Annotated in this window: 16 protein-coding genes; 6 read left to right on the top strand and 10 right to left on the bottom strand. The window is 72.9% G+C overall.

All coding sequences use genetic code 11. The annotated features are described in order from the left end of the window. Positions 1-33 precede the first annotated feature (33 nt). Positions 34-2,586, top strand: coding sequence for a hypothetical protein (locus tag IAG44_RS18850; protein ID WP_187748262.1), 2,553 nt, complete (start codon positions 34-36; stop codon positions 2,584-2,586). On the opposite strand, the gene IAG44_RS18845 is transcribed toward IAG44_RS18850, so the two are convergent. From IAG44_RS18845 to IAG44_RS18830, 4 genes are all read right to left on the bottom strand, one after another. Continuing rightward, the gene (locus IAG44_RS18845; RefSeq protein WP_187748261.1) at positions 2,570-3,421 is read right to left on the bottom strand and encodes a DUF72 domain-containing protein; all 852 of its coding nucleotides are present in this window, start codon (positions 3,419-3,421) and stop codon (positions 2,570-2,572) included. The genes IAG44_RS18850 and IAG44_RS18845 overlap by 17 nt on opposite strands. An 81-nt stretch (positions 3,422-3,502) precedes the next feature. Continuing rightward, positions 3,503-3,787 carry an RICIN domain-containing protein gene (locus tag IAG44_RS18840; RefSeq protein WP_187748260.1) on the bottom strand — a complete coding sequence of 95 codons (285 nt, stop codon included), beginning with the start codon at positions 3,785-3,787 and terminating at the stop codon, positions 3,503-3,505. Positions 3,788-4,036: 249 nt separating this feature from the next. Further along, positions 4,037-5,587, bottom strand: coding sequence for a transglycosylase domain-containing protein (locus IAG44_RS18835; RefSeq protein WP_246561857.1), 1,551 nt, complete (start codon positions 5,585-5,587; stop codon positions 4,037-4,039). A 223-nt stretch (positions 5,588-5,810) separates the two neighbouring features. Further along, positions 5,811-6,872, bottom strand: a complete 1,062-nt coding sequence (locus IAG44_RS18830) for a sigma factor-like helix-turn-helix DNA-binding protein (protein ID WP_187748259.1) — start codon at positions 6,870-6,872, stop codon at positions 5,811-5,813. A gap of 156 nt (positions 6,873-7,028) precedes the next feature. On the opposite strand from IAG44_RS18830, the gene IAG44_RS18825 reads away from it, so the two are divergent. From IAG44_RS18825 to IAG44_RS18805, 5 genes are all read left to right on the top strand, one after another. Further along, complete coding sequence (locus IAG44_RS18825) at positions 7,029-7,643, top strand: SigE family RNA polymerase sigma factor (RefSeq protein ID WP_425508457.1); 615 nt, start codon at positions 7,029-7,031, stop codon at positions 7,641-7,643. Beyond that, positions 7,633-8,307 (top strand): hypothetical protein, encoded by a 675-nt coding sequence (locus IAG44_RS18820; RefSeq protein WP_187748258.1) that lies wholly within the window; start codon positions 7,633-7,635, stop codon positions 8,305-8,307. Before IAG44_RS18825 ends, IAG44_RS18820 begins: the two co-directional genes overlap by 11 nt. A 187-nt stretch (positions 8,308-8,494) precedes the next feature. Beyond that, entirely contained in the window at positions 8,495-9,166 is a 672-nt protein-coding gene (locus tag IAG44_RS18815) for a DUF4097 family beta strand repeat-containing protein (RefSeq protein ID WP_187748257.1), read from the top strand. A gap of 11 nt (positions 9,167-9,177) precedes the next feature. Continuing rightward, positions 9,178-9,858: a GtrA family protein gene (locus IAG44_RS44765; RefSeq protein ID WP_246561855.1), complete on the top strand. Its 681-nt coding sequence runs from the start codon at positions 9,178-9,180 to the stop codon at positions 9,856-9,858. Positions 9,859-10,253: 395 nt separating this feature from the next. Then, entirely contained in the window at positions 10,254-11,681 is a 1,428-nt protein-coding gene (locus IAG44_RS18805; RefSeq protein WP_187748256.1) for a BTAD domain-containing putative transcriptional regulator, read from the top strand. Positions 11,682-11,692: 11 nt separating this feature from the next. On the opposite strand, the gene IAG44_RS18800 is transcribed toward IAG44_RS18805, so the two are convergent. The 6 genes from IAG44_RS18800 to IAG44_RS18775 all read right to left on the bottom strand — a co-directional run bounded on the left by IAG44_RS18800 (position 11,693) and on the right by IAG44_RS18775 (position 18,948). Continuing rightward, the gene (locus IAG44_RS18800; protein ID WP_187752759.1) at positions 11,693-12,472 is read right to left on the bottom strand and encodes a polysaccharide deacetylase family protein; all 780 of its coding nucleotides are present in this window, start codon (positions 12,470-12,472) and stop codon (positions 11,693-11,695) included. Positions 12,473-12,650: 178 nt separating this feature from the next. Then, positions 12,651-12,854, bottom strand: coding sequence for a hypothetical protein (locus tag IAG44_RS18795; protein WP_187748255.1), 204 nt, complete (start codon positions 12,852-12,854; stop codon positions 12,651-12,653). Between the two features lie 259 nt (positions 12,855-13,113). Then, entirely contained in the window at positions 13,114-15,447 is a 2,334-nt protein-coding gene (locus tag IAG44_RS18790; RefSeq protein ID WP_187748254.1) for a transglutaminase TgpA family protein, read from the bottom strand. After that, on the bottom strand, positions 15,444-16,637 hold the full coding sequence (locus tag IAG44_RS18785) for a DUF58 domain-containing protein (RefSeq protein ID WP_246561853.1): 1,194 nt from the start codon (positions 16,635-16,637) through the stop codon (positions 15,444-15,446). Before IAG44_RS18785 ends, IAG44_RS18790 begins: the two co-directional genes overlap by 4 nt. Continuing rightward, positions 16,634-17,584 (bottom strand): AAA family ATPase, encoded by a 951-nt coding sequence (locus IAG44_RS18780; RefSeq protein ID WP_187748253.1) that lies wholly within the window; start codon positions 17,582-17,584, stop codon positions 16,634-16,636. Before IAG44_RS18780 ends, IAG44_RS18785 begins: the two co-directional genes overlap by 4 nt. Further along, a complete protein-coding gene (locus IAG44_RS18775) occupies positions 17,581-18,948 on the bottom strand; it encodes a hypothetical protein (RefSeq protein WP_187748252.1) in 1,368 nt (455 codons plus the stop codon). Before IAG44_RS18775 ends, IAG44_RS18780 begins: the two co-directional genes overlap by 4 nt. Positions 18,949-19,473: the final 525 nt, after the last annotated feature.

Raw genomic sequence — 19,473 nt, 5'->3', positions numbered from 1 at the left:
AATCGAACGCACCACTTCCGCCCCGGGGGACCCATGCACCACAGACACCGCGCGCCCGCCACCACGCTCGCGCTGCTCGTCGCCCTGACGACCGCAGCCGGCACCCTCGCCGTGACCGGCACCGCGTACGCGACGCCCGCCGCCACCCCCCTCCCGCTCGCGGCGTACGCGCACCTCCAGGCCGACCCCGCCCACGGCCACCTCTTCTTCACCGAGGGCAAGGGCTCGACCGGCATCGTGGTGACGGACCTGGCGGGCGCGCGCGTGACGACGATCGCGGACGAGCAGGGCGCGACGGGCCTGGCGCTGTCCCCCGACGGCACCACCCTGTACGCGGCGCTGGCGGACGCGGGCGCGATAGCCGCGATCGACACGGCGACGCTGAAGGAGACGGCCCGCTGGCCCACGGGCACGGGCAGCGCCCCGGTCTCGGTCGCGGTGGAGGCGGGCCGCGTCTGGTACGGGTACACGGCGGACGGCCGGGGCGGCATCGGCTCGATCGACCCCGCCGCCCCCGCGCCGGAGGCGACCCCGCAGCCCGCCATGTCGCACTGGTCGACCGCCCCGCTGCTCGCGACGGGCGGCGGCGTGCTCGCGGCGGAGGAACCGTCGGGCAGCCTCAGCCACGTCGCGACGTTCGACGTCTCCTCCGGCACCCCGGCGGCCAAGGCCGACACGCTCGTGTACGGCGGCACGGCCACCGGCCTCGACGTCACCGCCGACGGCGCGAAGGTGCGGCTCGCCGCCCCGCAGCAGATGGCCCTCCAGGAGTACCGCAGCGCGGACCTCCTGCGCACGGACCCGGGCGTGTACTTCACCGGCGGCGCGAACTCCGCCCCCAGCGCGCTCGCGACGGACGAGGACGGCACGATCGCCGTCGCCGGCACCTCCGGCGTGTACCTGTACGCCACCGGCGGCCTCGCCGAGAACCGGATCACCTTCCCCACCGGCACGATCGCCCCGGACGGCCTGGAGTGGGCCGGCGACGGCACCACGCTGTACGCCGTCACCCGTGAGTCCTCCGGGTCGTACACCCTGAACGTCCTCGACGCGCCCAAGCTGACCGACACCGAGCTCGCGCTGACCCCGCCGAAGCAGGCGGTCCCGACGCTCCCGTACACCGTCACCGGCACCCTGAGCACCCGAGGCTTCCTCCCGGCCGGCGCCCGCCTCCAGGTCACCCGCGACGGCGCGCCCCTGCCGGACACGACGGTCGACGCGCAGGGCACGTTCACGATCGGCGACACCCGGCAGGACGAGGGCACGTACGTCTACGGGGTGTCGTACCCGGGCGACGCGACACACCGCCCCGCGACCGCCACGCTGACGGTGCGCGTCGCACGCATGACGACGGACCTCATCGGCCTGGACGCCACCTCGGTCGAGCCCGGCTCGGTCGTCCTCACCGGCTCGCTCCTGACCGGGCTGAGCCGCGAACCCCTCCCGCAGGGCACGACGGTCCAGGTCGCCCGGCTGAACGACGCCACCGGGGAGACCGTCCAGCTTCCGCCGGTCCCGGTCGACCCGGCCACCAGCGGCTTCACCGTCACCGACGCGCCGGGCGCGACCGGCATGTTCACGTACACCCTGTCGTACGAGGGCGACGTCACCCACGCGCCGACGACCGCCTCCCGCAGCGTCATGATCGCCCCGTACGCCCCCGCCCTGACCCTGAAGGCCCCGGCGACCGCGACGCGGGGAGCCGCCCTCGCCTTCACCGGCACGCTCGGCGACGGCCCGTACGGCACCGGCCGGACCGTCACCATCACGCGCGCGGACGCCGCGCACACGACGACGCCGGTGAAGTGGACCGCGCCCGTCGCCGCCGACGGCACGGTCACCGTCAAGGACACCCCGCCCGTGGGCGGCGCCAACACCTACACGGTCACCTTCCCGGGCGACGCCACCCACCGCGCGGCGACCGCCTCGGCGACCGTCCAGGTCTCCCGCGCGGCGACGTCCCTGACCGTCGCGGCGAACGCGGCCACGTACGCGTACGGCGCGAAGGCCACCGTCACCGCGCACCTGGGCACGACCTACGACGGCCGTACCGTCGCGCTCTACGCCACCCCCGCCGGCGGCAAGAAGACGCTCGTCAAGTCCGGGACCGTGGACGCCAAGGGCAACCTGACGGCGACGTACGCGCTCACCCGCAACACCACCTTCACGGCGTCCTACGCGGGCGACCAGCGCTACGCCCCGGCGACGGCCGCGCGCGGCGTCAGCACCTACGCCAAGGTGGCGACGGTACTCGGGGGCTACTACACGAGTACGACGTCCGGAGGTATCACCTACCGCGTCTACCACCGCACGGTGAAGCCGACGGTCACCGCGACCGTGACGCCGAACAAGGCGGGCCAGTGCCAGCGGTTCCAGGCCCAGCAGTACTACAGCGGCGCCTGGCACACGCTCTCGACGTCCGGCTGCCTCACCCTCGCCGCGAACAGCAGCGTGCGCACGCAACTGACCCTCACCAAGGCGGTCAACCAGAAGTTCCGGGTCCGCTCCCAGTACCAGAGGGCCACGAGCGATAACACCAACCTCAGCACGTGGGGCGCGTGGACCTACCTCACGGTGCGGACCTGAGCAGCCGGGCCATCGCTTCGGCGGCCCGCACGGCGCGGTCGCCGCAGCAGTTGTTGAACAGGACGTGCACGCGCTCGGCCCGTGCGGCGAGCGCGTGCAACCCTGGTATCCACTCGGCGAGTTCGTCGTCGCGGTAGGCGTACCGGAACCGCTCCTCCTTCGTCCCGGTGCCCCAGGCGGCGCTGCGCCCGTGGAACCGCACCACGGACAGCCGGGGCGAGGTGACCGCCAGGACCGGCGGGACCGAGGAGGCGAGCGCCCGGTTCATGTCCACGGCGACGGCACTCATCCCGTACCCCTCAAGCAGTACGCGGGTGGCCTCGGCCCGCTCCGCGCACCACCACCGAGGGTGCCGGAACTCGACGGCCACGGGCCAGCCCGCCGTGCGCCGCGCCGTCTCGGCGAGGAACGCCTCCGCCCGCGCTCCGGGCCGCAGCCACGGCGGGAACTGGAACAGCACGGCCCCCAGCCGCCCCGCCCGCCGCAACGGCCCGACCCCCGCCGCGAACCGGGCCCACACCTCGTCCAGCACCCCCGGATCCCGGGCGTCGGCCGGCAGCCCCTCCGGCATCACCCCCGGCCGGGTCGGATGCCCCGTGAGCAGCGAGAACGCCTTCACGTCGAAGACGAACCCCGGCGGCGTCCGCTCCACCCACAGCCGGCTGTTCCGCTCCCCGGGCAGCGCGTAGTACGACGAGTCGACCTCCACCAGCGGAAACCGTTCGGCGTAATACCTCAACCGCCCCTCGGTACTACGCCGCCCGACCGGGTACCAGCCGCTGCCGACCAGCGCCGGATCGGTCCAGGAACAGGTGCCCACGAGGATGTCGCCCATCGCTCCCAGGTACCCCCTCGGCGCGGCGGATCACCCCCACGGCGACCCGCCGCGCCCGGAAACGCCCCGCAGCGCCCAGGCTCAGAAGCCCAGCTTCCACCGCTGGAACCCGCCCCCGTTGCAGCCCATCAGATAGGCGTTCCCGCTGCGGTTGCTGTCGAGGCAGGTGCCGCCGCCCGCGTCGGTGAGCTGGACGTTGTCCCAACCCGAGCCCACGGCACGCCAGATGCTGAGGGTGTGGCCCCAGTCGGAGGGCGAGACACAGGGGGCGGTGCGGGGGCCGTTGTCGACCCAGAAGAGACAGCGGCCGGTGGCGTTGTTGCGGATGCTGACCATGTCGAAGTCGGTGTGCTTGTAGAAGTCCACCGTCGCCCGGTCTCCCAGTTCCGCAGGAGGTTGGTGCCGATGGCGGCGGACGCGGGCGAGGCGTTCACCAGGGCCATCGCGAGGGTGAGGGCGACCGCGAAGAGGCCCGCGTACCAACGCGGCGAAAAACGCGGGGACTTCGTCAACTCATGAGTGTGCACAGGTCAGTTCTCTCTGGTCTTGCCGATGTACAGGAAACGGAACGGAGGTTCACCGGACGGCGGTGCCCGCGCCCGCCCCGCCCTCATCTCATCCGCGCGCAGGACGCACTCCCTCGGCCAGCTCCCACAGGCGCGCCACGACCCCCTCCGCCACCGACGTCGGCGCGGGCGAGTTCGGCAACTGGGCCGGGACGACCGTCCCCTTCCTCCGGCCGGGCCGGTCAGCGAACAGCACGGCGGTGATGGCGAGTTCACGGTCGAGCCGGGTGGACCAGACGGTCCGCCGGGTGATCCCGCCACCCGCCCCGGCGGTGAAGTACGACTCCCCGGCCGCGCTCTCCCCGGGCCTCGGCCAGTCGAACATCGTCGCGTTCGCCACGAACGCCTCCTTCTCCGCGAGCACCCGCCGCACCGAGGGCCGCGCGGTGAAGAGCGTCCGCCCGCCCCGGCTGACCGACGCGACCGTGTAGGGCGCCGCGTACACACCGTCCGCCGCGACCGCCGCGTACGCGGAGGCCAGCTTCAGCGGAGTCGGCGCGGCGGACTTCCCCAACTCGGCCAGCGGCGCGCCGAGTCGGACCCGGCCGAACGGCTCCGTGGCCGTCCCCGCCTCGACGGCGCCGTCGACCGCGTCGTTGAACGGCTGGCGCGCGTAGTCCGCGCCGCCGTACAGCAGCCGCACCGCCCCGTCGCCGGGCCGGATCGCCACGACGGCGGAGTGCGGCCGGGTCCCCGCGCGGCCCTTGAGGCCCTTCACGGACTCGGTCGCGGCATCCTGCAGCGCGAGGTCGAAGGTGGTCCGCACGGTGTACCCGCCCCGCGCCAACTCGTCGCCGGAGATGCCGAGTTGCTTCGCCGCCTCCTTCGCCGCGACGTCGATCATGTACTGCCGCTGACCCTCGGTCGTCCCCGGCGGATAGAACCGGAACGCCGGGAAGACGGCCCCGGCGCGCTGCGCCGACGTGATCGCCCCGCCCGCCTCCATCGCGTCGAGCACCCACGCCCAGCGGTCCTGGAGCCGCGCGGTCACCCGGGGATCGGAGCCCGCCTTCTCGTAGTACGACGGGATGTTGACGATCGCGGCCAGCGCGGCGCCCTGCGCGACGGTGAGTTGACGGGTACTCACCCCGAAATAGTTGCGCGCGGCGGCCTCGATCCCGGCCGAACCCCGCCCGAAATACACAGTGTTGAGATAGCCCGCGAGAATCTGGTCCTTGGACCGCGTACGGTCGAGCTTCACCGCGATCAGTGCCTCGCGCAGCTTGCGCGACATCGACCGCTCCGGACTCAGCAGCGCGTTCTTCACGTACTGCTGTGTGATGGTGGACCCGCCCTGCCGCGCGCCCCCGGTCACCGAGGCCCACACCGCGCGGCCGATCGCCTTCGGCGACACCCCCGTGTCCGACCGGAAGGACCGGTTCTCGGCCGCGATCACCGCGTCCTGCACATACCGCGGGACCTGCGACAACGGCACCTCCTGCCGGTCCACGGGACCACGCCGCCCCAGATAGGCCCCCGCGGCGTCGGTGAACACGGTGCTCTGGACGACCGTCTCCGGATGCGGCTCGGGAATCTCCGTCAGCCGGTAGGCGACGGCGGCGGCCCCGCACAGCGCCGCGACCAACACCAGTACGGACACGGCGAGTCGACGCGCCCAGCGGCCCCAGGTACGACGAAGCCGACGCCGCAGGGGAACGCGGGAGGAGTGACGGGCCCAACTCGGCGTGCGTCGCGCGGACTTGCCATGACCGGACTCCTCGCCAGTCGAACTCGGCGACTCCCGCACGGAGTTGCCCCGCTCCGATGCCTCGCCCGCCCGATCGCCGGTCACCTCACTCGCCTCCGCCGAACCCCCGGTCACCTCACTCACCCCCACCGGACCGGGCGACGGCCCGCCCACCGGCGTCGTACACCGTGACCACCAGCTCACCGGTAGCGGAACTCGCCTTCAACTCCCGTGCGGTGAGCGGCTTCTCGAGATACCAGACGCCCCACCCCGGCCCGCCCGCCAGCGTGAGCACCATGCCGGTGACGACCGAGCCGCCCACGGACACCTCGACCCGGCGCGGATCCCCGGTCAGCCCGCTGTACCCGCCGGTCACGAAGTACACGTCCCCGTCGACGAGTTCGGCCCGCAAGGAGACCCGCGCCCCCGAGCCCCCCTCCTGAAGCGGCTCGGCCCCCCTCGGCGTCGACCAGTGCTCGCCGTCGGAGGTCAGCCAGACCTTCAACCCCGGTACGGGCTCGACCCGTTCACCGGGCGCCAGCACCCGGATCGGCCCCGGCGCCACCCCGCCCACCCGCGCCGCCCCGTCCACGGCCCCGACACCCCCGAACCCCCCGACCCGCTCGGCCACGACCAGGCCCGGCGGCACGAGCAGCAGCGCACACCCGAGCGCCACCGCCCCGACCCGGCGCCGCCGCAGCGCCCGCCCCCGCCGCTCGACGCCACCCAGCGCCCCGAGCGGAACGTCGCCGTACGCGGCGGCCCGCGTCGCGGCCTCCGTGAACAGCTCACCGACCCGCTCCCGGCCCCCGCAGATCGCCAGCCCCCGCCGCGCCCGGCTCTCGACCGCACCGGCCGACCACCCGAGCACCTGCGCGGTCTCCACCTCCTCGAGCCCTTCCCAGTACCGCAGGACGAGCACGGCCCGCTGCCGCACGGAGAGCCGCGCCAACTCGCCATGCACCACGCTCTTCTGACGGTACGTACGCCTCAAGTACCCCCGGACCAGGGCCCGTCGCACATGGAAGTCCACGTCGTCCCGGGGTATGCGCCGCCACCGCGCGCACACCCGCACCAGCGTGCCGTGCGCCAACTCCGTGGCCCCGCGCGGTTCTCCGCAGAGCAGGTGCGCGGCGATGACCAGCCGAAACCGGTTCGCCTCGGCGTACGCGGCGAAGTCGTGGCGCGGGTGAGGCACTTGGGTGGTCCTTAGGCGTGTGAGGGCGGATGGATCCGGCAACCGCCGTACGTCGTCTGTCAGTTGGGTTGTGTTTCGATGTACTCGACCTACGGGACCTGTACGCATGGCGAGGACGGTCAGGTTGCACGGCGATTCCAGACTTCCGGTGGGGGCATGACCGAGGACGAGTTCGACGCGTTCTACGCGGCCGCGTTCCCCCGGCTGATCGGCCAGCTCACGGCGTTCACCGGAGACCACGGCGAGGCGCAGGACGTCGTCCAGGAAGCCTTCGTGCGCGCCTGGAACCGCCGCCGGGAACTCCTCGCCGACGAGGCGCCGGAGGCGTGGATCCGCACGGTCGCGATGCGGCTGGCGGTCAGCCGCTGGCGGCGGGCCAAGCGCTGGCTGGAGCTGGTGCGCCGCACACCGCCGCCCGAGTCCGCCCCGGGGCCCGGCCCCGACCGCACCGCGCTGATCGCCGCGCTGCGCCAACTCCCCGCCCCGCAGCGGATGGCGATCGTCCTGCACCACCTGTGCGACCTCAGCGTCGAGCAGGTAGCCTCCGAGACGGGCGCGCCGGTGGGCACGGTCAAGGCCAGACTCTCCCGGGGCCGCGCGGCCTTGGCGAAGCACCTCGCCGTGGACGAGACGACGGACGGGGCGGCGGACGGGGCGGCGGACGGGGCGGCGGACGAGGCTGCGCGCGAGACGACGCGCCAGACGACGCGCGAGACGACGAACGGTACGGCGTACGGCACGGCCAGGAAGGAGAACGGCCGTGTCGGATGAACTCACCCGCGCACTCCAGGAGTTGGCCTCGGCCCACGAGACGCCACCACCCGTCACCGGCCCCGCGATCCGCGCCCGCGCCCGCCGCCGGGCCCGCCGCAGCACGGCAGTTGCCCTCGGCGGCGCGGCAACCGCCGTCGCGCTCCTGGCCTTTGCCGTGACCCGGAACGCCGAGGAACCCGCGCCCCGGAACCACCCGCCGGCCGCCGCGCCCGTGACCCCGGCCACCCCTCCGCTCGTCCCCTCACCCACCCCTTCGCCCACCAGGGCCGTCCCCGCCGTCGGCGAGATCGACCTGACGCGGCACACCCTGACTGTCGGCGGCCGCACCCTGAAACTGGCCACGGGCTTCGACAAGTTGCCGCGTATCACTGGACCGTTGACGGTCGATCAGAAATCCGGCACCCGGACCCTGACCGTCACCAACGCCGCCGACGGCACTCGCTACAACGCGGTCATCACGGCAGTGGTCGAACTCCGCGACGCCACCGGCCGCTCCGTCTACATCGGCGCCTCCGACTCCTACAACGCGGACGACATCGGCACCCACGAACTCGCCGACGGCTGGCTGGCGTTGGACCAGGCCGACGCCAAGTGGTTCTACGGGGAAGCGAATCCCGGCGCCGTCCTGGCGGTCGTCGACGCGAGCACGCCCGCCGCTTAGCGTTCACTCCTCTTTCATTGCAACGAGCGCCGGGGTGGCTGTTGCGTTATATCTAGAACCGTTGCAACGATTTCTAGGCTACGACCTGCAATAACAGCCATCCATCGCAACGAATGCGTTGCCAGATACTTCAACGCAACGTAGCTTTTCGCTCATCAGAAACGACGACGAGCGGAAGGCACCCACCATGCACACCTTCACCACCCCCACCCCCATCACCACCCACATCACCCTCCCCGCCGGCCGCATCCAGCTCATCGCCGCCGACCGCCCCGACACCACCGTCACCATCCGCCCCGCCAACCCCACCAAAACCCGCGACCAGAAGACCGCCGACCAGATCACCGCCACCTACGACAACACCACCAACACCCTGCGCATCGAAGCCCCCGAACCGAAGAACGCACTCCTCGGCCACACCGGCGCCGTCGAGATCACCGTCCAACTCCCCACCGGCTCCCACCTCCACGCCACCACCCAAGCCACCGAACTCCGCGGCGTCGGCCGCCTCGGCACCGTCACCCACACCGGCGGCTACCACACCGTCAAACTCGACGAAGCCGACAACGCCCACCTCACCGCCCACGACGCCGACATCACCATCAAACGCCTCACCGGCCCCGCCCACCTCACCACCCAACGCGGCACCCTCCACATCACCGAAGCCACCACCGGCACCCTCACCCTCACCACCCAGCAAGGCGACATCCACATCGGCACCACCCCCACCACCAACGCCACCCTCGACGCCTCCACCAACCACGGCCGCATCACCAACTCCCTCAAGAACAACGGCAACCCCACCCTCACCATCACCGCCACCACCACCCACGGCAACATCACCGCCCACACCCTCTGAAGGAGGTCCCCATGACGTCGCCGCTCGCGCAGAAGACTCCGGCCCTCTCCTCCTTCGTACGGTTCGTGGTCCTCGGCGGCGGCGTCGGAGTGCTCTCCAGCTTCGCGGTGTCCCTGCTGGCCACGGCGGTGCCGTGGGTGATCGCGAACGCGGTCGTGACCGTCGTCTCCACGCTGCTCTGCACCGAACTCCACGCCCGTTTCACGTTCCGCAAGGGGCGTGGGGCGGTGTGGCGGGAGCACTGGCAGTCCGCCGGTTCGGCCCTCGCCGCCTATCTGGCCACCGGCGCCGCGGTGTTCGCCCTGCACCTGGTGCAGTCCGCACCCGGGATGGTGGCCGAGCAGGGCGTCTACCTCGGCGCCTCCGCTCTCGCCGGCGTGGCCCGCTTCCTCGTTCTGCGGCTCCACGTCTTCGCGGCGGGCCGCCGCCGTGCGCGGGCCGACTCGACGAGGAAGCGGTCCAGTTGTCAGCCGATGCGGGCGCAGAGGTCGTCCGTCGTACCCCGCACCAAGGTCACCGTCCTGTACCCGGTGGAGCTGACGTCCAGCGTGAACGCCCCGTCCACGATGTACAGCCCGCGCGGCAGGTTCCCCGCGCCGACCCCGACCAGCACCGGTCCGCGCACGGTCCACAACTGGCCACCGTCGGCGCGGAGTTCGACGAGCGCCGAGCCGCTGGCGTCGGCGTCGTAGAAGGCGCCGGTCTCGGTGTTGGTGACCCGGACGACCAACTCGCCCGTGTAGAAGGTCCGGTTGGCGTCCAGTACCCGCTTCACGACCTTGTCGACGACGGGTTCCCCGTGCACCGGGAAGTCGCAGCGCGCTCCGGCGGGGACGTCCCACGGCGCGGAGGGCGCCGGTTCCCATCCGGTGCCGGTGCGCACGGCCGACTCGGCGGCGTACACGGCCGGTTCATCGGGATACGTGGCCGGTTCACCGGCGTACGCGCTCTGCCCGCCCAGCAGCACAGCGGCAAATACCAACGGAACAACAGCAGTTCGGCGCATGACTCTCCTCGGTCGATCTCGGCGTACGCCACTGTTCCGCCTCCCCCTGACCAGACCCTCACCACTAGTCTTCCGGGCACCATGGACTTCCAGCTGCTCGGTCCCTTCACCGCTCTCCACGAGGGACGCCCCGTAAGGATCGGCACCCGCCGCCAGGAACGGTGCCTGCTGGCGATCCTCCTGCTGCACGCGGGCCACTCCGTGCCGACCGACCGCCTCATCGACCTCCTGTGGAGCGACCGGAGCGACCGGAGAGACCGGGACGACCGGGACGACCGGGACGACCCGCGGGACCGCGACGACCCCGGCCACCAGAACGCCCCCACCTCCCCCCGCCCCACCATCCACACCTACGTAGGACGCCTCCGCCAAGCCCTCAAGTCGTACGGGGTGCAGATCGAGACGACCCACGACGGCTACACCGTCGACCTGCCCCCCGACTCCGTCGACACCCACCGCTTCACCACCCTCGCCCGCCGGGCCGCCGACACCACCGACCCCGCCGAACAACTCCGCCTCTACGACCAGGCCCTGGCCCTGTGGCGCGGCCCCCTCCTGGCCGACCTCGCCGACGACCACCTCCGCGCCCGCCTGGGCACCCCGCTGACCGACCTGCGCCTGTCGGCCGTCGAGCGGAGGGCGGAGGCGCAGCTCACGCTGGGCCGGTACGACGACGTCGTGGCCACGCCCGTCGAGGAGCACCCGCCCCGGGAACGTCTCGTCGCCGCCCGGATGACCGCGCTGCACCGCACCGGACGCCGGACGGAAGCCCTCGATCTGTACCGGCGTACCCGCGAGGTACTGGTCACCGAGTACGACACGGAACCCGGCGAAGACCTCCAGACCCTCCACGACCGCATCGTCCGAGGCGACCACCGCCTGAACCGGCCACCGGGCCCGGTCTACGCCGTCCGGGTCGACGACCAGTGGCTCCCCTGGAACACCAGCGGCCACCCGGCCCTGGAGTTCTGCAATACCTACGCGGGATGGGCCACCCCCGACCTCCCCGGCGCGGAATGGCTCCGCACCTACGCGACCCTCGCCGTCTGGGCCGGCCACATGGACCTGACCGACCCCCGCACGGTCACCCGCCTGAGGGACCAGGCCCTGCGCCAACCCGCCGACGCCGCAGCCGAGTTGGCGCGAGCCCGCGAGTTCCGCACACACCTGTACGCCTGCCTGACCGACCCCGGCGACACCCGCGCCTTCGCGTCGCTCGCCCGCACGGTCGAGGAGGCCGCCGCGCACTCCGTCTTCGTCCGCGACGAGTCCGGCGTCGCCCGTTGGCGGCTCTCACCCGGTACGGGTCTGCGCCTCCCGCTCCACGCGATCGCCCAGAAGGCCGGTGAACTCCTGGTCAGCACCAGCAGTTTGATGGTCCGGCAGTGTCAATCCGACACCTGTGGCTGGTTGTTCCTCGACGCGAGCGGGCTGCGCAGGTGGTGCAGCCTGGCGACCTGCGGCGGCAACCGTGTCCCCAACAAGCGGCAACCCCCCGGTAGTTGCTAAATCCTCACCCCTCACCGCACCGGGAACCCGAACTCATACCCCTCCGCCTTGAGCCGAGGAAGGACCCGCCGCAACGCGGCCACCGTCTCCGACCGGTCCCCGCCCGCGTCGTGGAACAGCAGCGTCGGCCCGTTCGGCAACTCCCGCTCGACGGTGGCGACGATCGCGTCCGTGCCCGGCCGTTCGAAGTCCTTGGTGTCGACGTTCCAGCCCAGCGGGCGCATGCCCCGCGAGGCGGCGAGCTTGCGGCTGTAGGGGGTGAACGCCCCGCCGGGTGCCCGGTAGTACATCGGACGTACACCCCCGGACGCCTCGGTGATCATGCGCTCGGCGTCCAGGATCTCCCGCGCCTGGTACGCCTCCGGCTTCTTGTCCATCGAGGTGTCGTGCGAGACGGAGTGGTCGCACAGGCGGTGTCCGGCGGCGACGACCTCCTTCACGAGGCCGGGGTGCGCCTGGGCCTGCGTCCCGACCATGCAGAACGTCGCCTTCACCCCGTACTCCTTGAGTATCCCCAGTACCTGAGGCGTCCAGGACGGGTCCGGCCCGTCGTCGATCGTGATGTTGACGCCCTTCGGCCCCGCGTCCGACGCGTGCGCGATGCTCACGTCGACGGGCGTGACCGCACCGCGCGGTGAGGCCGGCCCCGTCGCCCGCGCCTCCGGCGCCGCCCCACCCGTCACACCGGCCTGCGCACTCCACGCCGCCGCGCCCCCGGCCAGCAACGTCACCCCGAGCGCCGCCGCGGCCACCTTCCCGTACCAACCCCGCCCACCACCGTGCCGCGCCATCTCCGCCCCGCCCTCCCGCAGTCCCACGCCGATCCCGTCCCGGCCGCCTCGCGACCAACCGACAGGACGAGCGGGAGACCCCGAGGGATCCGTCCGTTACCAACCACGGACAAACCCGAGGAATCCCAGAAACACGAAGCGCCGGGCGCCCACCCAGAGGTGGACGCCCGGAACACACCTACCGACGCCGCCGCAGCATCACGCGCGCCAGCGAGGCGAGCGCACGCAGCACATCCGGTACAGAGGCGGCCTTGGCGCGACGCAGCGCGGTGACGGCCACGATGGTGAAGCCCGCGACGGTGAAACCCACGACGGCGAAACCCACGACGGTGATCCCGCCGACGGCGATCGGCACAGCGGCCAACAGGTCATCGAAAGACACTGGTTCTCCAAAAACACAGGACGCACCGCAGCCGATGCGCTGAGGAACAGGACAGTCCCGGCCGGGGATGCCCCACACCTTCAAGGACCCGGGGGTTAGCCCCGCAACTCCGCGCTTTCCCCTGCTGAAAGCGCCCCCGCACCGCCCCAGCGCCCCCGCACCGCCCCAGCACCCCCGCACCTCCCCAGCGACGCCGCCCGCCCACACAACCCCGCCCACACAACCCCGTCCACGCCTCACCACACCACCCCACCCCACCTCAACCCCTCACCCCCACCCCCCGAACCACCCCCCACAAAACCCACCCCGCCCGCCCCCGCCAGGAAACACACCCCCGAACCGCCCCCTCCACCACCGCACAATCCCCCCAAGCCCCCTCGACCTCCCCCTCCTCAGGCACCCGCCCCCCGTACTCCACCTCATTGACCAGCAACGCCAACGCCTCCAACCGCACCCCCGCAACACCCCCCAACCGAGCCGCCCCGAACGCCGCGACCTCCTGAGCCGTACGCGCCCCCGCGTCGGAAAGCCCCACCTCCACAAGCCGCTCGACAACCTGCTCCCAGGCCCCGACGACCCGCCGCCGAGGATCGGGATCCCCCCGCCGCAGAGCCCGCCGCCGATACGGCAACCACACCGCGTACGCAAGGAACCCCACGACAAGCAGCACCCCCACCCCCGTCACGACGACCCACACCGACACCCCACCCCCGGCCGACACCGCCCCCGACGTACCCGCCACCGCCCCCGACGTACCCGACGACACGCCCGGCGCACCCGACGGCACCCCGGCCCCCCGCTCACCCCCAGCCCCCTCACCCCCCTCAACCACCCCCGGCGACACAACGGAGACACCCCCGCCACCCCCACCCTCCCCCGGCGCAGGCCAAAACGGCACCCACCCCACCCCCGCAAACCGAACCTCCGCCCAAGCCACCACATCCCGCCCCCGAACAACCCACTCCCCGCCCCCACCCCGCACCCCCGCCCGAAACCCGACCACCACCCGAGTAGGCAGCCCCACAGCCCGCCCGAGCACAGCGAACGACGCGGCGAACTGCTCGGACGTCCCCCGCCGCCCCTCGGTCAAAAAGAACTCCAGACTCCGGTAGCTGTGCCCAGGCGCAGCCCCCGCATCGAACCGATAAGACGCCCGCAACCACTCGGCAAGCCGCACAGCCCGCTCATAGGGCCGCCCACCCCCCTGAGTCACCCGCCCGGCGATCTCCCGAAACGCCCGCACGGACGCGAGGGGCTGCCCGGCGGCATCGACGCCGGGCAGCCCCGTCCGAGCCGGATCATCGGCGACGTCCGCGTCCTGCAACCGCGCCCCGTCGTACGACGGAACCACCGACCGCACGGCATAACCGAACCCCCGCGGCACCCCCTCCCCAAGAGCCAACACCCCGCTCTCCGGATCCACGGACAACGCGACCCCGTCGGCCACCCGCACGGACGCCGCCCGCCCGACGGCCGGCAGCCAGACCCCGTCCAACGACCGCACGGTGACGCGCTGTTCGACCACCTCGGTCCGCCCAGGACCGGCCCCCTCCTCCACCCCGGCCCGCCCAGAACCGGCCTCCTCCGCCGGCACCCGCCCACCCGTACGAACCATCCCCGCCCCACTGCTCCACACCACCCCGTCGTACCGATCAAGCACCGCCAGCCGAAACTCCCCGGGCACCGCCCCGGACGTCCGCACGCTGAACACCTCCTCATCCCCGTCCCGCAACCACGCCGCGACCCGGTCCAGCGGACTGACGGCCAACGGCCGGACGTCCGACGCGGCAACCGTCTCCCGCAACTCCCGCGGCTCCCCGACCCCCGGCAGCCAAGGCCCCAACAACACGGCGACGAGCGCGAGCGCACCCACGAACGCCACCCCCACCCCCGCCGTACGCGGCGACAGCGCGACCCGCGACCGCACCAGCACCCCCACCCCCACGGCCCCCGCCAACACCCCCGCCGCCGGATACGACGCCCCCGGCGTCCCCGCCCCGAGCACCAACGCCAACCCGAAGACGACGACAGCGGGCACCGCCGGCAGCAACGGCGCCCGAGTACGCAGAGCCAGCTCCGCCGACACCGCCGTCGCCGCCCACACGACGGCATGCGGCAACACCAGCAACTCCGGCTCACCCGGCGCGGGCAGGACGGTCGACACCAGCGCGTGCGGCGCGTCCAGCAACGTCGTCCACACGGCCCGCAACGCCGGCCCCCCGGGCAACCCGTCGCTCACCTCATGAAAAAGCGTCGCACTGACGACGACGGCCCAGACGACGACGCTCAACACGACGGACGGCCACAACGCCGGACCAGAACGACGACCGCCACCGGCACGCCCGCGCGCCCCCGACTCCCGTCCACTCAGCCCTCGTCCACCAAACCCCCGTCCACTCAACCCCCGCACCACCCCCGCCAACACCACCGGCACCCCCACCGCCACCACCAGCACCGGAACCAGCTCCGCCACCGGAAACACCCGAGCGAACCCGAACCCGGCCGCCCCGCACATGACCGCCACGACCACCAACGACCACAACCCCCGCGCCACCCCCAGCCCCCCGACACCCCCGCCGCTCACCCGGTTCACCCCGCGACCTCCCGCCGCCACACAACCGCCAGCTCATCCACGGACGAGACCCGCACCTCACCCACCTCGCCCCCCACCCGCGCACCCCCGCCCCCGACACACACCACACTCACCCGATCGAACCGCCCCCGAAGCCGAGCGACACCCCCCGACCCACCGCCCTCCGCCCCGGTGACGACGACCAGCACCCCACCCCCACGATGCCGCTCCAGCCCCTCGAAGGAAGCCCCACCCCCGGCCCTCGACCACCGCACGACGGCCAGCGCGTCGAGCACGGCCTCCCCGTCCCCGCCCCCGGCCAGCACCACCCCCGCCTCACTCACCACCCGCACCGGAAAGCGCGACCGAGCGGCGGCGTACGCGACGGACGCCGCGCACTCCACGGCCACCTCGAACTCCTCCGCCGAGCCGTAGGAGGCCCGCCGCGTATCGAGCACCAGCGTCGTGAGGGGCAACGGCACATCCGCCGTCTGCCGGACCATCAACGTCCCGGTCCGCGCCGTGGACCGCCAGTGCACCCGCCGCAGATCGTCCCCCAGCACGTAGGCGCGCAGCGCGTGAAAGGCCGCCCCGTCGTCCGCACCACCGGAGACCGGCCCCTCCCCATGACGCACGCGCCCGCCCGCCAGCACGGCCAACTCCCGCACCCGAGGCCGCACAAGCAGCCTCTCCGACCCCCCGTACACCCGCGTACGCCGCACCAGCCCCAGCGGATCGCCCCGCTCCACCCGCACCGGCCCCACCTCGACCCGCCCCCGCCGCCCCGTCGGCAGCGCGTACCGCACCTCGTGCGCCGCCCCGCCCCGCAACGCCGGCACCTCGACGACGACGTCCCGCTCGACGACCCGCAGCCCCCGCCGCGTCCGAGTCCCGGTATTGCCGAGGACGACGACGGCCTCGGCCGGATCCCCCCGCCGCACCCGCCCCGGCACGACCCGTTCGACGCGCAGCACCGGCGCCGGCACCGCCCACAGGACCGCCCCGACGACGGCCAGCAGACACACCGCCCCGAGCGCGGCGGCCTCGCCGTACCCGAACGCGTACCCGACGGCGACGAGGACGGCGCCCCCGACCAGCGCCCCCCACCCCGTGGACGTCAGCCTCACCGGCGTCTCAGCAAGCTTCACCAGCGTCTTCGCCAGCCTCACCGGCGTCTTGGTCAGCCTCACCGGCGTTCTGGTCAGCCTCACCGGCGCACCCCGCCGCGCAACTCCACGCCGGCCAGCACCTCTTCGACCACGTCCGCCCCGGTGCGCCCGCTCAGCTCGGCCTCCGGCGTGAGCACCAGCCGGTGCGCGAGCACGGGCACGGCCAGCGCCTTGACGTCCTCGGGGAACGCGTACGGCCGCCCCTGCGAGGCCGCCCACACCCGGACGGCGCGCAGCAGCGCCACCGACCCGCGCGGCGAGGCGCCCAGCCGTACCCCGGGAAAGGTCCGGGTCGCCGCCACGACCCGGACCAGGTAGTCGTAGAGCGCGTCGGCGACCTGCACCTCGGCGGCCTCCTCGACACACTGCGCGATCTCCCGCGCGGAGACGACCGGACTCAGCGACTCGGGGGCCGCGTCCGAGCCGACCCCCGTGAGGACCGCGACCTCGGAGGCGAGATCCGGATAGCCGACGGTGATCCGCATCAGGAACCGGTCCAACTGAGCCTCGGGCAGCGGATAAGTACCGCCCAGGTCCACCGGGTTCTGCGTGGCGAGCACCATGAACGGACGGGGCACCGGGTGCGTGACGCCGTCGACCGTGACCCGGCGCTCCTCCATCACCTCCAGCAGCGCGGACTGCGTCTTGGGGGAGGCCCGGTTGATCTCGTCGCCGAGCACGATGTTCGCGAACACCGGCCCCGGCAGGAACTCGAACGCGCCGGTGCCCTGCCGGTAGACGGTGACCCCGGTGATGTCGGACGGCAGCAGGTCCGGCGTGAACTGCACGCGCGCGAAGTCCGCCTCCACGGACGCGGTCAGACAGCGGGCGAGCGTGGTCTTGCCCGTGCCGGGCACGTCCTCGATCAGCAGGTGCCCTTCGGCGAACAGGCAGGTCAGAGCGAGTTCGACGGTGTCGCGCTTGCCCTTGACGACACGTTCCACGTTGTCGGCGAGGGCGTGGAAGCGGTGGGCGAGGGGGGAGGTCATGCGCAGTCCCAGACGTCGGCGTTGGAGCGGGAGTCCACCCAGATGTCCGAGACGTGCCCGGTGATGTTCTGGTAGGTGAGGTAGGCCCAGATGTCGGTGGTCATCTCGTGCGCGGTGATCGTGGAGCCCCGCTTCTTGCAGTGGACGACGACCTCGGGGTTCTGCCCCGCCGGGACCTCGCCGACCCGGCGGCCCTCCAGGTGGTGGGCCATGCTCCGGATCCCGAGTGTCCCGTCGCTGTCGTTGTTCACGATCCTCATCCGCTGAGGGGGCGGGATCAGGTCGAGCGTCCCGTACGCGGCCGGCCCCGACCCCGCCGCGTTGCTCGCCGTCACCGACACCGCGTGGGGGGCGCCGTTCGGCAGGTCCCGGTACGTGTGCGTCGTCGCCGTGGTCGACGCGGTCCCGTCGGGCCCGGTGACCGTGTAGGTCACCGCGCCGCCCTGCGGCTCCCGCCAGGTCGCGGTGCCGCCGTGGCCGCCCTGGGCGGGGACGATGACGAGGTCCTGCGGAGCCCCCGGCGCGACGCACGGCCGCGCGAGCGCCGACGGCGCCGACTCCTTGCCCGGCCGGCCCCCGCCGTACTCCGCGACCACGGTGAACCCGTACTGCCGCGCGCACGAACCGCCCTCGACCTCGAACACGAACGGGCCGTCGGGCCCGACCTCGTCCGGGGTGACGGTCTGGTCCGGCGCCGCGCCCTTGAGCACGTACCGCAGCGGGGTCGCTCCCGCCGCCGGGGCGAAGGTGACGCGGAGGGCTCCGGGCAGGGACTCGACCTGGGGCGCACCGGGCGCGCCGGGCTCCGGCTGGGTTGGCCCGGGTTCCGGCTGGGTCGGCCCGGGTCCGGACGCCTCCGGGGAGCCGGACGGGGGGTTGACGGAGGGCATGCCGGGCCCCGGGATGGCGCCAACTCCACTTGGGACGGCCCCACTTGGCACGGCACCACTCGCAACTCCCGCCCGGGACGGACCCGGTGAGGCGCCGGACCCGCCCGTCGGAACGCCGCCCTCGACGGCCTTGTCCCTGGGCGCGGGGCCGTACTTGGTGATCCGCCTGACCTCACCCCCGGCATCGATCACCGCAGCGTCGGCGCCGTCCGGATCGTTCACCCACAACAGGCCGTCACGGACGAAGAGTTCGAGCCGGCCACCCCCGCCCGTGACCCGGACCGGATCGGCGGGCGCGGACAGCGAGGTGTCGTACACGAGCAGCGAGCCGGCGGACTCGTCGGGCAAGTAGACGCGCTTGCCGAGCAGTTGAGGCGTCCCCCGCCCCGCCCCCGGCACCCGGGCCCGCAGGGTGTGCCCGCTACGGACGTCCACCACCGCCAACTCCCCGCTGCCACCGTCCAGTACGGGCACCGCGGCCCCATCGGTCCCCGCCGGCACCAGAACGTCGTCCGGATCCGCCCCCGTAAACGCACCACCGAGCGCGAAACTACTCCGGACGCCGGCCCCCTCCAGAACCTTCAACACCCCGGCGGTCCTGTCGGTCACCACAGCGAGGCCCCCGGCCAGGGTCAACGTCAGCTCGTGCCCCGCGTCGGCAACCCGGACCGGCGTCCCCGCGCGCCCCTGGGGAAACGGCACGACAGCACCCGCGCCCGGCAAGGGCACCCACAGAGTCCCCGCCCCATCCACCACACCCGCCCCCGCCGCCCCACCCAACTCAACGGCCGGCCCCACCGGCGTGGCCAACGCCGGATCAATGCGCTGAACGGTGCCCCGCGAGGGATCAACAACATACGCGTACGCACCCCCGACGGCCAGCCGCAGCCCTGCCACCCCATAATCCGCCGACTGCTCAGCCGTAAGCCGCGCCTCATCAATCCGAACAACCCGCCCGGTCCCCTCATCCAGCACGAGCGTGCTCTCGCCCCCCTGAGC

The sequence above is a fragment of the Streptomyces roseirectus genome (genome assembly GCF_014489635.1).
Classification (GTDB): domain Bacteria; phylum Actinomycetota; class Actinomycetes; order Streptomycetales; family Streptomycetaceae; genus Streptomyces; species Streptomyces roseirectus.
The sequence above is the reverse complement of the archived record's forward strand: the minus strand, read 5'-3'. Positions and strand labels throughout refer to the sequence as shown.

What these genes read in the sequence shown, in the direction of transcription:
- IAG44_RS18845 (WP_187748261.1), bottom strand. Translation starts at nt 3,421, where the DNA reads ATGGGCGACATCCTCGTGGGCACCTGTTCCTGGACCGATCCGGCGCTG.
- IAG44_RS18815 (WP_187748257.1), top strand. Translation starts at nt 8,495, where the DNA reads ATGCACACCTTCACCACCCCCACCCCCATCACCACCCACATCACCCTC.
- IAG44_RS18800 (WP_187752759.1), bottom strand. Translation starts at nt 12,472, where the DNA reads ATGGCGCGGCACGGTGGTGGGCGGGGTTGGTACGGGAAGGTGGCCGCG.
- IAG44_RS18850 (WP_187748262.1), top strand. Translation starts at nt 34, where the DNA reads ATGCACCACAGACACCGCGCGCCCGCCACCACGCTCGCGCTGCTCGTC.
- IAG44_RS18805 (WP_187748256.1), top strand. Translation starts at nt 10,254, where the DNA reads ATGGACTTCCAGCTGCTCGGTCCCTTCACCGCTCTCCACGAGGGACGC.
- IAG44_RS18780 (WP_187748253.1), bottom strand. Translation starts at nt 17,584, where the DNA reads ATGACCTCCCCCCTCGCCCACCGCTTCCACGCCCTCGCCGACAACGTG.
- IAG44_RS18825 (WP_425508457.1), top strand. Translation starts at nt 7,029, where the DNA reads ATGACCGAGGACGAGTTCGACGCGTTCTACGCGGCCGCGTTCCCCCGG.
- IAG44_RS44765 (WP_246561855.1), top strand. Translation starts at nt 9,178, where the DNA reads ATGACGTCGCCGCTCGCGCAGAAGACTCCGGCCCTCTCCTCCTTCGTA.